Consider the following 15698-nt stretch of genomic DNA (forward strand, 5'->3'; position numbering starts at 1 on the left):
TCATCCATCCTCACGCCGTAACTGTGGGAACAAAATGACATCACGAATGCTCGGATTATCCGTCAACAGCATTACTAAACGGTCAATGCCAATACCCTCTCCCGCTGTTGGCGGCAAACCATATTCCAGCGCACGAATGTAATCAGAATCATAGTGCATCGCTTCAATATCACCAGCATCTTTAGCTTTCACTTGTTCCAGAAAACGCGCAGCCTGATCCTCTGGATCGTTCAACTCGGAAAAACCATTGGCAATTTCACGTCCGGCAATATATAGTTCAAAACGATCAGTAATATCTGCATTGTTATCATTACGTCTCGCTAATGGCGATACTTCTGCCGGATAATCAACAATAAACGTTGGTTCAAACAACAAATGTTCGGTAGTCTCATCAAACAATGACAATTGCAACCCACCAATACCATCGTTGCTATTGTAATGAACACCGAGCGATTCCAATGTATCAATCAAAAAACCTCGATCATAAAGCTGCGTATCGGTATAACTCGGATGAAACTTCTGAATCGCCTGCGTGATTGTCAACCGCAAAAAAGGTTTTGACAAATCGATGGCTCTTCCCTGATAAGTAATTTGCTGAGTACCCAGGACTTTCTGGGCAACATCCGCAAACATTTGTTCGGTTAAATCCATTAAGTAAGTAAAATCCTGATAGGCCTCATAGAATTCCAGCATTGTAAATTCTGGATTATGCCGAGTAGAAATACCTTCATTACGAAAATTGCGGTTGATCTCAAACACTTTCTCCATACCGCCTACTACCAAGCGCTTCAAATACAACTCAGGTGCAATACGCAAGTAAAGCTCCATGTCTAGGGCATTATGGTGCGTGACAAAAGGTCGTGCTGAAGCACCACCCGGAATTGAATGCATCATTGGTGTCTCGACTTCCAGGTATTCACGAGCAACCAAGAATTCACGAATCACTTGAATCACTTTTGATCGCGTCGTGAAAGTTTTACGCGCTGCTTCATTGGTAATCAAATCCAGATACCGCTGGCGGTACTTTTGCTCTTGATCGGTCAAGCCGTGAAATTTTTCCGGTAATGGACGCAATGATTTTGTCAGAAGTTCCAGGCGCGTCACACGAATCGACAATTCCCCGGTTTTGGTTTTAAATAAAACCCCTTGCGCACCTAAGATATCACCCAAATCATGCTGCTTAAAAACCAAATGCGCACCTGCGCCGGTATGATCATCTGAGATATACAATTGAATCCGACCGCTCATATCTTGGATCGTTGCAAAGCTGGCTTTTCCCATCACTCGCTTGAGTGTCATGCGCCCCGCTACTTTAACCGCAACCTCTTCTACTTCGAGCTGCTCCTTGGCATGATCATCAAATTGATGATGCAATTGAGCGGCTAAATGCTCACGTCGAAAAGTGTTCGGAAAAGCATTGCCTACTCCGCGTAGCTCAGCCAATTTAGCACGCCGCTCTGCGATAATTTGATTCTCGTCTTGAATAACGAGTGAAGAATCTTCTTGAGTCATAAAATATATTTTTTAATTATTCTTATAGCACGATAACAACTTGTTTAAATCAGTAGGCCATTATACGCTGAGTGCTATGAGAATGCTCCAATGGAAACTTCCATGAGGAATTCTTCGCTCATACCGATGGGATTCCTGTAGCATGTTGTTTTCTCACATCGGATTAATAAGTAACCTTATGCCGAATATCCATCGAACAATAGTGTTACTTGCTTTGTTATTGCTACTAAACAGTTGTAGTTTGATGCGATTGGGGTACAACAACGGACCACAGTTAGCTTGGTGGTGGATTGATAGCTATCTTGATTTTAACCGAGAGCAAACACCGCGTGTCAAGCAAGCAATCCACAATTGGTTTAGCTGGCATCGCGTGACTCAATTACCCGAATATGCCGACTGGCTAGCTTCTGTACGCAGTCAAATCGACGGTTCATTGACATCAACCCAAGTTTGCAGTTGGTCGGAGCAACTACAACACATGCTCACACCCGCCTTCAACCAAGCCGCTCTACTTGCAGCTCCGCTGGTTCCGCAATTAACAGCTTCTCAATTACACCACCTCGAACAACGCTTCAGTAAAAGTAATAGCGAGCTCAGAGACAATTTTCTACAACCCGACCTGAATGAACGCAAACAAGCATCCATCAAGCGAACTACTAAACGTGTCGAAAATCTGTATGGCGACCTCGATAGACGACAGCAACATTTGATCGCTGTCAGCATTGAAAATTCACCGTTCAATCCCGAAGCCTGGATGATTGAGCGCCAGCGTCGACAACAAGATACCTTACGAACACTGCGTCAATTCATCAATGAGAAAAATGCTTCTACTGAGGAAATAGCTGATTCATTACAGAAAATCATTGAACACACTCATCGCTCGAATAATCCTGAATATCGTGCTTATCAATTAGAATTAACTGAATATATCTGCGATTTTATCGCTCGCATGCATAACCTTACCGCGCCAATCCAACGCCGTCATGCTAGTGACAAGCTAAAAGACTGGGAAATGGATATGCGCACGTTGACTGCTGAAAACCCTATCAACCCTACAAAACAATTACAGTAGCCAGCGTTTTGAATTTGCATCGAACTCGGAACTGAAGCACTACGTTATGGAATCAATCCAATTCTATTACATCTCATACATAAAAAACCCATTGACTCGATGACTATATTTGATTCACACCAGTGTTAATTTTTGGAAGCACCTATCCTATTTCCTTTCTTCAACCCCTGACGCACCTTCATTTGATCTGGATTTTAATGCAGGATCCAAATCCTGTTCATCTGCTTTATTTGCACGCTTTGAAGATTTATCTAATTTGCGTGATTTTATTTCCTTATTAATTTCAAATAAGAAAGTAATATTATCTCGGCGCACTTTGTCGTTTTTAAGCCATGAGGCGCATGTAATGATGCCCATTACAATCAAAATGATACTCAAAGCATCAACACCATCGAGAAAGATAAACGCAACACCGGTGGAAATAGCTAAAGCACCTATCAGCGCGGTCAATAATCCTAATTTTGAGTTTGCACCTTTATCTGCGCGATTTTTCAAAGCCTCCAAGTTATCTCGCGTTGTAACCAATTCTTCGTCTGTCCATTTTTTCATACTCATAACACGCTATTCCTCACTCATGATAATAGTAATTGTACAAAACCTTGAATCAAGCCGTCTGATTCACCCTATTTGAGTATCCACCATACTTCTTCTTACAGCAATAAAAAAGGCACCCAAAGGTGCCTTTTTATCCAATCAAACTCGATTAGAAATTGTGACGCATACCTACTGTGTAGGTGTTGCTGTCTCTAAACAAACTAGTACTATTACCGGCCTTATCATCAACCATACCGCGTTGATAACCACCGAACAAGCTTGAGCGTTTGCTCAGATTATGGATTAAGCCAACGGTAAATTGACTAAATTCACGTTTTGCTAAATCACCAACCGCTCCTGGAGCTAAATTCGTGGTTGAGTTTGCTTGCGACATACCACCTTGTGCAACCAAACTGGTATTACCCCAATCGTATTGACCACCGACGAACCACAACTGTCCATTACCACCTAAGTGCATGGCAGAATTACATTGGCCATAGGTATCTCCTAAACCCGTTGCCGGATTTCCCAAAGCTGCTTGATTAGAGCAAGTTGCCGCACCAATTGCATTGGTTACACGTTCATATTGCCCACCCAGTCTAAAATTCCGGAAGCTCCAAAATGCACCGCCACGCCATACATGTTCATTACTGGTCGTACCTAAAGTAGCCTGTTGCCGTTTACTAATGTTATCACGCGAATAGCCACCGAAGACGCCAAAATCGTGATCTTGTATTTTAGCATCGTATTTACCGGCCACCTGAAAATCCCATTCGCCATCCTCACCACCTGAATTAGATTGACTACCGCCCTGCGAGCTGGTAGCCGGATAAAAATTGGAAGGATCCAAACGATTTGCATCACCAGGCATCAAAATTGCCGCCATACTAAAACCTTCAACGCGTGGTGAATCATAACGAGCCGCGCTATTAACAAAACTGCTTGCACCAGAACCCAAACCATTCGCTGAAGCCGTCATCAGTCCACCACTACCAGATGCTTGCAGTGTTGTGTACGCAAATGGATCAATAGTCATACCACCCGCGAAATCTTTAAAAGGTGATTGAACGCGACCCAATTTCATTTCACCCCATTGATCATTAGCTAATCCAACCCAACGTTCACGAGCAATACCCAATGCACCGCTACCCGTACTAAAACCATATTCAACGCGCGCTTTGGCTTTCAATCCACCGCCCAATTCCTCAGTGATTTGAGCACCAAATTTTGAACGGCCTGTCTCGTCTCCAATTAGTGCTTGACTACTTTGTCCATCTTTATTGACTGTCGCATATTCAGCTTGCACACTACCAAATAATGTTACATTGGTGCCTTGAGCCGATGCAACCATTGGAGTTGCCAGTGCGCCAGCTACCGCCAATGAGATAAGTTTCTTCTTCATACGAAGTTCTCCTTTAATGTTAAAACGATTGGGATGTTCAATTCCACTAAAAATCAAGAAGTAGAACGCACAACATTAATCCGGACCCTCCACACTCAATTCGCATCTCGGAAGGTTTGATCAAATTGTGCACAACCCAGCCATGTACTGCAAGAAAAATTAGCGCTTCTTTGCAAAAAAAACTCTTTTTTGTTGTATGCGAGCAACACGATTGTTGTTTTTATGACTATGCCAACACCTAACTTATCGCAGTTAGCGAGCAACCAAGAAGTGCAAGTAACTGATAAAAATAGAATAAAAAATTACAATTCATCACACTTCCAAAGGGAAATAATTGTTCAAATCCACTTTGCATTTCATCCATTACTTTAAATTGATTTTGTACATATTGATGAATAATTTCCTCATTGATTTTACCGAGATCTTTACGCAACAAAGAGCATGAGACTTTTGCAAAAGCCCTTTAATTAATCTTCAAGTTACTATTTTCATTGATATTAATTCAAGAAATAGGGTTTTGCAAAGGTCTTTTTAAGTGAATATAATTTCGTTAACTTGATCGACTTGTTAAATCCATCAATAATTTTGAGGAAAGTCGTTAAGTATGAAAGAAAAAAACTAATCAATCGTACTTTATATGAGCTTCGCGAGTTATGTTTTCCATTGATGAAAAATCGCAAGCCAGATAAAACTGGGTCTAGTTAGCAGGTTTCTGAAAAACCCCGCCACTACAATTAATAATGCTAAGGCATGCCATTTTATTTTAATGACTCTGAGTCTAACAACCTTATTACTAAGCTTTGACGATGGCAAATTGGACTGATAGACTGAGATTGAAGACAGCACGCCTCTACCTTACTTTTTATCTATACTTTACGCAGATGGAAACTTATAAGCAACAAACACGCATTAGTAACAGGTGGCGGTGGTTTTATTGGCTCTCATCTAGTGCAACAGTTACTAGAAAACGGTGACTCTGTCAGAGTTTTAGAACTACCCGATACTCCTTTACCAGAAAATATAGAAATAATACGTGGATCAATCTGCGATCCTCGTATTGTTAGTGAAGCACTCTAAGGTATCGATCACGTTTATCACTTGGCAGCCAATCCTAATTTGTGGACGCACGACAAAAGCCACTTCAATCAAATCGATTTTGAAGGAACACGCACTGTACTTGCAGCAGTCGCCAAATGCGATATTGAAGTGATGGCGTATACTTCAACGGAATCAATAGCCCCTAGAAATGCACTTATCGATGAGCTGGCAGCGCCTGTGCAACGCACTCTTGCCGAAATGCCAGATCCATACTGCCGATCTAAATTCTTGGCTGAGCAAGAAGCCTACCGAGCAATCGGTCAGGGAATGCCAGTAATCATTGTTGCCCCAACACTTCCAATAGGTCCTGGCAATCGAAACATCACACCACCGACAAAAATGATTTTGAATTTTCTAAATCACAATATGCCTGCTTATCTCGATTGCGGTCTGAATATGATTGATGTGCGTGATGTTGCCAAGGGGCATATACTGGCAGCAAAACATGGCCGGATTGGTGGATATTATATTTTTGGAAATGAAAATCTGACACTCGCAACTGTATTGCAATGGATAGAAGAAATCACTGGTCTGCCGATGCCTAAAAGACGTATACCTTATTGGTTAGCTTTAGTTACAGGTGTAGTCTGAGTTGATTGCCGATCATGTAACTCGCCATCCACCGCAAGTTCCGCTGACAGGAGTTCGTTTGGTACGCAATCCTATGTTTTTTCATAGCAAGAAAGCTATTAAAGAGTTCTGTCTTCCACAAAATTCAGTACGGCAGGCTTTATCCGATGAAATTCATTGGCTATTTAATCAGAATGTTATCACTAGGCACTGCCACTTTTAAACAGAGCCTAACTTTTGTATATGTTTTTTGCCAAGTAGAATCTCGTTAAACCAGATAGGTATCAACGCCAGACAACATTAAATCGTATTGTGCTTCAACAATCTCTTTAATTGCTAAAGCCGAGATTCCCGTCACTAAATTACTTCTAGTTCCAAGCCAACCTACCGCATCATGCGCACCCAAATTAACGACGCTCCCTAAATCTTGATGTACATATGGCTCAAGTAATCCAGGAAAGCCAGCATGCCGCAATATATTACGAGCAGTCAATTTACCTTTTCGCACCGCAGCTTGTGCAGTACGCGCATTGCTTCCAATCGATTCATAGTTAGAATAGTCACCTGCCGTAAAAACATTTGGTAATACTTGATGATTAACGATTACCTGCCCAAATGCATTTGCCGACAGATTATTTTGCATTTCTTTACCTAAGAACACCAAGGATGCTATCGATGGCAATGCAAATCGTTTTTCCGTGAGTCTATTCGTTAATTGAATCTGACCGGATTGTTGCTGATAAAAATAGCAATTTGGATAAAAGTTAATTTCCAGGTCTTGCATGCGAGACTGAACATAATCATTAAAACTAGCAGGGAATAACTCTAGCACACGTCCCTTGGAATGCACCAAATTCAGTGTTGTTTCGCTATTAATTCTATTAAGAAAAAATCTCAATTCAAATAAAAACTGTATACCTGTCGCACCGCCACCCACGACTGAAATCGATGGATTCGATTGATTACTGCTATTCAATATTTTAGTAATCAGCTCTGATCCAGGTGTTGCCTCAAAATCTTTTAACAATAATTTCTCATGCGATTCCTCCACCACTCGATCTCGGCAACCTACTGTAACGACAAGATAATCAAAATCAAAGACCTCTCCGTCAACAATAAGTCGTCTATCCTCCTGGAAACGATGTAAATCTTGGCATGTGAAATCAATCGACGCTTTGATATGACGACAACCAAAACGGTTTTCTATGTCATGAAAAGGCACCAGAATATCTTCTAATGGATAACGAAATGTCTCATGCAGATGAGTCGTTTTGACGTGTTGATCTCTTGGATCAATGATGGTGATACTGGTATCCGATGCATAACGCGCAAGCGTTATTAACGTGGCCATACCGGCATATCCTCCACCAATAATCACTACTTTGATTTTTTTTTGCTTTGCTATGTTAAATGGCAACAGAGCCACATCATCTCCTTGGTTCAAAATTCCTCTTCAAACTCATCGTCAAGCACAACTATTGATTCCTCGCGCAGAATCCCGAGGAATCTGCTGTATTCGCCAATTTTTCTTCGCCCATTGCCAGAATGAAGCAATATCACCTTGCACAATTTCCGCTGGAGGATTTTGTCCAAGGAACCGTATTGCTTGAACTAAATACATTAATGCGCAAGATAACTCGATTGCTGGCGCGCGAGTTTGTTTACTCAATTTCTCACCCACTGAATTGATTACTACGGGCAAATGCATATAGTAAGGAGTATCATAGCCCAGCAACTGCTGCAGGAAAATCTGGCGTGGCGTAGAATCGAGCAAATCAGCACCACGTACTACATGCGTAATACCCTGTTGCGCATCATCGACAACCACAGCCAATTGATACGAAAAAAAACCATCTGCGCGACGTAAAATAAAATCGCCAATTTCCTGCTTGAGATTTTGCATGCATAGTCCTCGCAAGAAATCTTTGAATACAATTGGCTTATGATGTGTTCGAACTCGTAAAGCATGCGCATCTTTGACGAACATCGGTCCCTCACCGCAAGTACCTGGATAAATGGGGCCATTGATACCGACAATGCTAGAGTCCGCGATTTCTTTTCTTGAGCATACACAAGGATAGATTAGATCTCGTTGATTTAATTCATCCAATGCCGCTTGATAGTACGTTAAACGCTGACTTTGGTAAACGACTTGACCATCCCATTCCATTCCTAATGCCTCCAGTGTATGCAATATGCGACTTGCCGCTCCTTTAATTTCACGTTGCCGATCCAAATCTTCAATTCTTACGATCCATTGGCCATCATTAAACTTCGCATCCAGATAACTCCCCACCGCCGCAACCAACGATCCAAAATGTAGAGGCCCCGTAGGTGAAGGCGCAAATCGCCCGCAGTATGCGGATTTAGCGATCTTAACTCTATTTCCCAAAAAGTATTACCTATCAAAGTATTTCTGACCAAAAATACCAATACTCAAAATCTGTAATGTCATATGGCACAAATTGCGGCGGTTACACACATAGTAAATCGACTATAATTTAATTACGCATGGTTTCATAGCGAATTTGCTCATTCTATTTTTTATTTCTTAAAATTGCATATGCATATTCATATACTTGGAATTGGTGGTACCTTCATGGGCGGAATCGCCGTTATCGCACGCGAATCCGGATTCAAGGTGACGGGCTGTGATCAAAATGTCTATCCGCCAATGAGCACTCAACTCGAAGCTCAAGGAATAGAATTGATTTCAGGGTATTCCGCAGATCAAATTTCGCTGCGACCGGATTTATACGTAATTGGCAACGTAATTACCCGCGGCAACCCTCTGATGGAAGAAATTCTGAATCAGAACTTACCTTACATTTCTGGCCCGCAATGGTTATCAGAAAACATTCTGCGCCATCGTTGGGTTCTCGCAGTCTCCGGTACGCATGGAAAAACAACGACCAGCTCAATGGTAGCATGGATACTTGAGTACGCTGGATTCAATCCAGGGTTCTTGATTGGCGGCATACCCGAAAATTTTGGTATTTCCGCAAGAATAGGCAGCATACCCACCGACTCAAAGTTATCTGACGATAACGTCGAATTCTCTCCTTTTTTTGTCATCGAGGCGGATGAGTATGACACTGCATTCTTTGACAAGCGCTCTAAATTCGTTCATTACCACCCTAGAACGGTCATCCTCAATAACCTTGAGTTTGACCACGCCGATATCTTTCCAAACCTTGCTGCAATCGAGCGTCAATTTCATCATCTTGTCCGTATCGTGCCCAGCACTGGCTTACTCATCTCGAATGGTAGAGACGCTAACTTAAATCATCTGCTTCAGCAAGGTCACTGGACGCCGACCGAGGAGTTTGGCATTGAAACCGGTTGGCATTTTGCAATACAGCCCGATAATGGAGTAAAAATATTTTTTAAGCAAACTTATCAAGATAGTCTTTATTGGGATTTATTTGGCGAACACAATCATATGAACGCATTAGCCGCGCTATTGGCCGCCCGTCACGCAGGAATTCCGATCCAAATCGGTATCGAAGCCCTGATGCGCTTCAAGAGCGTCAAGCGGCGCATGGAAAAACGTGGCAGCATTAATGGAATCACACTTTATGATGATTTTGCACATCACCCAACTGCGATACGAACAACACTCAGTGGACTTAGAGCACATATTGGTAAAGAAAAACGTATCATTGCAGTATTTGATCCTCGCTCAAACACAATGAAAATGGGTGTTTGGAGAAACGATCTTGCGGATAGCCTTGCTGATGCCAATCAGATCTTTTGTTTTACCGCCGACGCACCATGGGCCAAAACAGCTCTGAATCAATTAGCAGGAAAAGCGAGTTGTCATGATGATTTGGGCCAAATGATTCAGGAAATTTGTATTACTGCGACACCTGAAGATCATATTTTAATCATGAGTAATGGTAGTTTTGGGGGAATTCACGAGAAAATATTGTTACAACTAAAAAATAGGCTGTTTAAATAAAAACACCTTTACCGTAACGGAGTATTAACTATGCTCTCAGTCTATTGTTTTCAGACACTCTCACACACCCCAGGGTAGAAAATCGAATCCACAGAAATTAAAAAACTCACACTCTCTAGTTACACAAACAATACCTAGCTTCCTGAAAACTCACACAGTGAAAATACCTTGCATCCCATATTAGTCAAGCGCATCCTACCACCAACATCAGGCAAGTCAATTACAAAACAACATTCAACTACTTCACCTCCCATATCGTGTATCAATCCTACGGCTGCTTCAGCAGTACCACCGGTCGCAATTAGATCATCAACCAACAACACGCGCTCTCCGGGTTGAATTGCATCAATGTGGATTTCGATACGGTCACTACCGTACTCCAATTGGTAATTTCTACCAATCGTTTCGGCAGGCAATTTGTTTTGCTTTCTAATGGGAACAAAACCTTTTTGTAATTGAAAGGCGACAGGGGCACCAATGATAAATCCCCGAGACTCGATCCCAACGACTTTATCAATACCTACATCCCTATAACGCAATGCAATTTCATCAATAGCTGTGTGAAATGCAACGGCATCTTTCAGTAAAGTAGTGATGTCACGAAACATAATTCCATCGCGTGGATAGTTAGGAACGACACGAATAAGAGAGCTAATTGGCATAATAATTTTCATTGATTTATGGTAAGAAATAATAAAGGCCTCAACCACTCTAGGTTGAGGCCTTCGATATTACTTAAAAGCTACACGAGATTTTTTTCTTACATCAAAAAAATCTTAGTGATCCATAGCAGCTTTTGCATCAAAGCTAGCTGGTTTTTTAAGTTGGATCATCATGTCGTCGTCCCATTTACCTTCGACATTCATGTGAAGCGCAGCACCTAGCAACACGGCTTCAATCAAGTTATGGCTTAGATAAACATACAGTCCTGGCTGTTTGAATTCATACGCAGCAGCAACTGCTGAGCCAGCAGGAACAAACCAAGTCTCTTGACTGGTTAAAGGAACATCGCTGAATGAACCACCAACCCAATATAGATCAGCATGACCACCTATTAAGTGTGGATAAGAAGGGCGGTTAGCTTGCGAGTGAATAAATAGAACTTTTTCACCAACTTTCGCTTTCAATGCATTGTCACCAGTAATTGCACCTACTGAACCGTTAAATACTACGTGCGAAGGAATAAGTCCTTTGGCAGTTTCCAACATTTCGTGCATACCTTCAGCCGGTGAAGCAAAAGATTTGTATCCACCTTTACCATCTTGCGGTAGATAAAAGTCTTGCTCGCCAATATAGAAAGCTTTGTCATACTTGTATTGCTTGCCTTTGTTATCTTTCAATCCATCACGCGGCAACACCATAACAGCACCATTCATACCAGAGATCACGTGAAAAGGAATCATCGTTCCTCCAGGTGCACAATGATAAACAAACACGCCTGGTTTAACTGCCTTCCAACGAAGTACAACTTCTTCGCCAGGTTGCACCAAGGTCAATCCTGCGCCACCTAAAGCGCCAGTTGATGCATGAAAGTCCACGTTATGCGCCAAGGTGCTGGTTTTTGGATTAGACAATGTCAATTCCAGATAATCACCCTCGTGCAAAACAATCAGCGGACCTGGAACGCTACCATTGAAAGTTAAGGCCCAAACTTTTGCACCAGGAGCAACTTCAATTAATTTTTCCTGGGTTTCCATACGAACTTCAACAATTCTCGGTCCGCCAGTCACGACTTGGTCATGCTTTGGAGCATTTGGTGGCGCCACCAATTCTTGTTTAATACGCGGTAATTTAGAATAATCTACTGCCGCCACAGCGGACTGCGATGCGGCAAAACAGAGCAATCCTAATCCTAAAACTGCCTGAACTGCTTTAATCATATCTCCCTCCATAAAAGATGAACTTTATGCTTGTTTTATTCTTTCGCAAAAAATCTAACCTGCCAAGTAACATTCTATAATTAAAAAATTATTTATCGATTACATCAGCATCTACCCTTTTTCTAAAGAGCCAGGGCGGAACGGCGAATATACACGTTCCAAGAAAAACTGTCCATGCCTCTCGCGCATAACATTCGGTAATAAAAGCCTTATTAATATTATTGTCATTGCAAGTTTAGCCTGTTTTATCCTTGCATTAATTTGATTTCCGCGGCCGCCAGATTTTCTTGTGTTCCTTTAAGTACCACCACATCGCCTGCTTCCAATCTCGTATCAACACTCGGCAATAATCCGCGGATATTGCGCCGACGCACAGCGATCACCTCTACGGTCAGAGTTTTTAAATCGATTTCTGCCAATGTCTTGTTAATAGCCGCTGCCGCTGGCAAGATCGTAAGCGTATGTAAATGCAAATGCGAGAACAGGCTATCATTCGCTTCACCCGCCTCATCCGATACCCCATGATAGAAACCACGCAGCAAGCTATAGCGTTCCTCGCGAATACTCCGGATACGACGCAATATCCTACCGGTAGAAATATTCACAAACATCAATGCATGCGATGCCAACATCAAACTTCCTTCCATAATCTCCGCAACTACTTCTGTAACACCTGCTTTTTTCAATACATCCACTTCTGATTCATCCATAACTCTCGCTACCACAGACAGTTCCGGGTGCAATTCTTGTACATGCGCAAGAACTTTCAAAGTGGAATGGATATTGTGATAACTCACCACAAGTACCTTGGCACGCATCAATCCTGCTGCGATCAAAACCTCACGTTTTGCGGCATCGCCATAGACAACTGATTCACCCGCAGTTCTTGCTTCATGAATACGCTTAGGATCAAGATCCAAAGCAATAAAGTTAATTGATTCTTGCTCCAGGATTCTTGCTACGCTTTGGCCGCTACGACCATAGCCGCAAATGATGACATGGTCTTGCTGCGACATCGTTTGTGCCGCGATAGAGGTAATCTGCATTGCTTTTTGCATCCAATCCGAACCATAAGAACGCCGAATGATGGATTCACTATACTCAATCAAGAAAGGTGCGATAAATAATGATAATACCATCGCTGCCAATACAGGTTGCAGTACGGTACTGCTGATCAACTGCAAAGCGCTGGCTTGCGCCAACAAAACAAAACCAAATTCACCCGCTTGTGCTAAATTCATACCCGTTCGAATTGCCACACTTAAATCGGCGCCAAATAAGCGGGATAATCCAATAATGAGCGCAGTCTTTAATACAATCAAGGTCAATAAAATCACGAATACCCAGAAAAAATTCTCAATGAGCACCTGTACATCAAGCAACATACCTATCGTGACAAAAAACAACCCCAATAACACATCCCGAAACGGCCTAACATCTTCTTCTACCTGGTAGCGATATTCCGTTTCAGAAATTAACATGCCGGCAAGAAACGCACCTAAAGCCATTGATAGTCCTGCCATTTGAGTCACCCAAGCCAAGCCTAACGTAATCAGCAATACATTCAAAACAAATAACTCAGGTGATCGTTGCTGCGCCACAACATGAAGCCACGAACGCATTAATTTCTGACCCAAAAACAGAATGATTGCTAGTACCACTGCAATTTTTACAAAAGCTATCAATAAATCGCTGGTTTCACTATCAAAACCAGAGCCCAGTGCAGGAACAATAACGAGTAATGGAATTACCATCAAATCCTGAAACAACAGTACACCAATAATTTGCGTGCCATGCTCGGAATTTAATTCCAAGCGTTCTGCCAGTAGCTTAATCACGATTGCTGTGGATGACATGGCAAGAGCGCCACCCAACACAAATCCGACATACCAATCCAAACCGATAAGCCACGCAGCTCCCATGACTAACGCAACAGTACATAAGACTTGCGCGGTACCGAAACCAAATACAAGGCGCTTCATAGTCACCAATTTAGGCAGACTAAACTCCAGGCCAATAGTAAACATCAAAAAAACCACACCAAATTCTGCTAAATGACGTGTTTCCTCGTCTTCAGAAATCCAACCCAATGCGTGCGGTCCGATAATCACGCCGACCAACAAATACCCCAACATAGGTGGAAGCTTTAACAAGCGAAATATCACTACGGCCATTACCGCAGTTACCAATAAAATAAGCACAGGCTGAAGAGGATCGGTCATAACAAATTAAGCAATAAAGAAAGCTAATGATCAATGAAGATACTGAATGATTGCTAGGTTCACAACCTATTCCTAACATAATGCTATAATGACGACGAATTAATACTTCAAATAGAAATGTCAATACCCCATCTTTCAACCGCATTACGCGGTCCGCTGCTTGATCTTGAAAACCGAATAATCAATGCAATGCCCGACATCGAGCATTGGCTACGAAAGAAATGGCGGGATCATACGATACCTTTTTATTGCTCGGTCGATTTACGTAACAGTGGATTCAAGTTGGCCCCGGTCGACACTAATTTATTCCCGGGTGGATTTAACAATTTAAATCCAGATTTCACCCCGTTATGTATTCAAGCCATGATGAGCGCAATCGAGAAAATTTGCCCAGATGCTCATAGCTTACTGTTAATCCCGGAAAATCACACACGCAATACTTTTTACCTGCAAAATATTGCCACATTGCAAGGCATCATGCAGCAAGCCGGACTTAATGTTCGCATCGGTACTTTATTACCGGAAATTTCGGTTGCCACAAAACTGAATCTACCTGATGGACAGAGCGTTACATTAGAACCCGTGATACGAAAAAATGGGCAATTAGGTGTACAGGGCTTCGAGCCTTGTGCTGTGCTGCTAAATAACGATTTATCCACTGGCGTTCCTCCCATTTTACAAGACCTAAACCAGATTGTAATTCCACCATTACACGCCGGCTGGTCCACACGAAGAAAGTCACGACATTTTGCAGCATATGATCAAATTGCCGAAGAATTCTCAACACTACTTGGAATTGATCCATGGTTAATCAATCCTTTCTTTACCGCATGTGGACAAATTAATTTTCGCGATAAACAAGGCGAAGATTGTGTCGCGAAGGCAATTAACCAAATACTCGATAAGACTAGGGAAAAATATCACCAATATGGAGTTAAAGAAGATCCATTTGTGATTGTCAAAGCAGACTCAGGAACCTATGGTATGGGTATCATGACTGTTAAAGATGGCTCTGATATTTATAACCTAAATCGGAAGCAGCGCAACAAAATGGCCGTCGTCAAAGAAGGATTGCCGGTTTCCAACGTACTCGTTCAAGAAGGCGTCTACACTTTTGAAAACATCAACCAAGCAGTTGCAGAACCCGTTGTTTACATGATTGATCGTTATGTTGTCGGTGGATTTTATCGAGTACATACTGGACGAGGCATTGATGAAAATTTAAACGCTCCCGGTATGCATTTTGTCCCATTGGCATTTGAAACCACTTGCTTGGAACCAGACACGAACCGGCCCAATTCGATTCCTAATCGCTTTTATTCCTACGGCGTCGTCGCCCGCCTTGCACTTTTGGCCGCTGCGCTTGAATTAGAAAAAGATCACGTTGAACTTGAGTTGAAGCAAGATTATTTGAAGACCCCCGAAGTCTTACCCACATAATCCACGA

12 protein-coding genes and 1 pseudogene are annotated in these 15698 nt (G+C 42.2%); 5 read left to right on the forward strand and 8 right to left on the reverse strand.

The window, feature by feature from the left end:
• The gene (gene lysS, locus W03_RS09660) at nt 1-1512 is read right to left on the reverse strand and encodes a lysine--tRNA ligase (protein WP_244072782.1); all 1512 of its coding nucleotides are present in this window, start codon (nt 1510-1512) and stop codon (nt 1-3) included.
• A 178-nt stretch (nt 1513-1690) separates the two neighbouring features.
• On the opposite strand from lysS, the gene W03_RS09665 reads away from it, so the two are divergent.
• Entirely contained in the window at nt 1691-2584 is an 894-nt protein-coding gene (locus tag W03_RS09665) for a DUF6279 family lipoprotein (protein WP_244072784.1), read from the forward strand.
• 147 nt (nt 2585-2731) lie between these two features.
• On the opposite strand, the gene W03_RS09670 is transcribed toward W03_RS09665, so the two are convergent.
• Both W03_RS09670 and W03_RS09675 read right to left on the reverse strand, forming a co-directional pair.
• Nucleotides 2732-3139, reverse strand: a complete 408-nt coding sequence (locus W03_RS09670; RefSeq protein WP_244072786.1) for a hypothetical protein — start codon at nt 3137-3139, stop codon at nt 2732-2734.
• A 148-nt stretch (nt 3140-3287) separates the two neighbouring features.
• The gene (locus tag W03_RS09675; RefSeq protein ID WP_244072789.1) at nt 3288-4520 is read right to left on the reverse strand and encodes a porin; all 1233 of its coding nucleotides are present in this window, start codon (nt 4518-4520) and stop codon (nt 3288-3290) included.
• A gap of 891 nt (nt 4521-5411) precedes the next feature.
• Between W03_RS09675 and W03_RS09680 the strand changes: the two are divergent.
• A pseudogene (locus tag W03_RS09680) lies at nt 5412-6209 on the forward strand (NAD-dependent epimerase/dehydratase family protein).
• A gap of 1 nt (nt 6210) precedes the next feature.
• On the forward strand, nt 6211-6411 hold the full coding sequence (locus W03_RS09685; RefSeq protein WP_244072791.1) for a hypothetical protein: 201 nt from the start codon (nt 6211-6213) through the stop codon (nt 6409-6411).
• A gap of 45 nt (nt 6412-6456) precedes the next feature.
• On the opposite strand, the gene W03_RS09690 is transcribed toward W03_RS09685, so the two are convergent.
• Both W03_RS09690 and gluQRS read right to left on the reverse strand, forming a co-directional pair.
• Nucleotides 6457-7614 (reverse strand): NAD(P)/FAD-dependent oxidoreductase, encoded by a 1158-nt coding sequence (locus W03_RS09690; protein WP_244072793.1) that lies wholly within the window; start codon nt 7612-7614, stop codon nt 6457-6459.
• 39 nt (nt 7615-7653) lie between these two features.
• Entirely contained in the window at nt 7654-8580 is a 927-nt protein-coding gene (gluQRS, locus tag W03_RS09695; protein WP_244072795.1) for a tRNA glutamyl-Q(34) synthetase GluQRS, read from the reverse strand.
• A 171-nt stretch (nt 8581-8751) separates the two neighbouring features.
• Between gluQRS and mpl the strand changes: the two genes are divergently transcribed.
• Nucleotides 8752-10149, forward strand: coding sequence for a UDP-N-acetylmuramate:L-alanyl-gamma-D-glutamyl-meso-diaminopimelate ligase (gene mpl / locus W03_RS09700; protein WP_244072797.1), 1398 nt, complete (start codon nt 8752-8754; stop codon nt 10147-10149).
• A 134-nt stretch (nt 10150-10283) separates the two neighbouring features.
• On the opposite strand, the gene W03_RS09705 is transcribed toward mpl, so the two are convergent.
• From W03_RS09705 to W03_RS09715, 3 genes are all read right to left on the reverse strand, one after another.
• Entirely contained in the window at nt 10284-10811 is a 528-nt protein-coding gene (locus W03_RS09705; RefSeq protein ID WP_244072800.1) for an adenine phosphoribosyltransferase, read from the reverse strand.
• A gap of 114 nt (nt 10812-10925) precedes the next feature.
• The gene (gene nirK, locus W03_RS09710; RefSeq protein ID WP_244072802.1) at nt 10926-12029 is read right to left on the reverse strand and encodes a copper-containing nitrite reductase; all 1104 of its coding nucleotides are present in this window, start codon (nt 12027-12029) and stop codon (nt 10926-10928) included.
• Nucleotides 12030-12274: 245 nt separating this feature from the next.
• Nucleotides 12275-14251, reverse strand: a complete 1977-nt coding sequence (locus W03_RS09715) for a monovalent cation:proton antiporter family protein (RefSeq protein WP_244072804.1) — start codon at nt 14249-14251, stop codon at nt 12275-12277.
• Nucleotides 14252-14368: 117 nt separating this feature from the next.
• Between W03_RS09715 and gshA the strand changes: the two genes are divergently transcribed.
• Complete coding sequence (gene gshA / locus W03_RS09720; protein ID WP_244072805.1) at nt 14369-15691, forward strand: glutamate--cysteine ligase; 1323 nt, start codon at nt 14369-14371, stop codon at nt 15689-15691.
• Nucleotides 15692-15698: the final 7 nt, after the last annotated feature.

Origin of the sequence: Nitrosomonas sp. PY1, from assembly GCF_022836435.1 — a bacterium.
Lineage (GTDB): Bacteria > Pseudomonadota > Gammaproteobacteria > Burkholderiales > Nitrosomonadaceae > Nitrosomonas.

What these genes read in the sequence shown, in the direction of transcription:
- lysS (WP_244072782.1), bottom strand. Translation starts at nt 1,512, where the DNA reads ATGACTCAAGAAGATTCTTCACTCGTTATTCAAGACGAGAATCAAATT.
- W03_RS09665 (WP_244072784.1), top strand. Translation starts at nt 1,691, where the DNA reads ATGCCGAATATCCATCGAACAATAGTGTTACTTGCTTTGTTATTGCTA.
- W03_RS09670 (WP_244072786.1), bottom strand. Translation starts at nt 3,139, where the DNA reads ATGAGTATGAAAAAATGGACAGACGAAGAATTGGTTACAACGCGAGAT.
- W03_RS09675 (WP_244072789.1), bottom strand. Translation starts at nt 4,520, where the DNA reads ATGAAGAAGAAACTTATCTCATTGGCGGTAGCTGGCGCACTGGCAACT.
- mpl (WP_244072797.1), top strand. Translation starts at nt 8,752, where the DNA reads ATGCATATTCATATACTTGGAATTGGTGGTACCTTCATGGGCGGAATC.
- W03_RS09705 (WP_244072800.1), bottom strand. Translation starts at nt 10,811, where the DNA reads ATGCCAATTAGCTCTCTTATTCGTGTCGTTCCTAACTATCCACGCGAT.
- nirK (WP_244072802.1), bottom strand. Translation starts at nt 12,029, where the DNA reads ATGATTAAAGCAGTTCAGGCAGTTTTAGGATTAGGATTGCTCTGTTTT.
- W03_RS09715 (WP_244072804.1), bottom strand. Translation starts at nt 14,251, where the DNA reads ATGACCGATCCTCTTCAGCCTGTGCTTATTTTATTGGTAACTGCGGTA.
- gshA (WP_244072805.1), top strand. Translation starts at nt 14,369, where the DNA reads ATGTCAATACCCCATCTTTCAACCGCATTACGCGGTCCGCTGCTTGAT.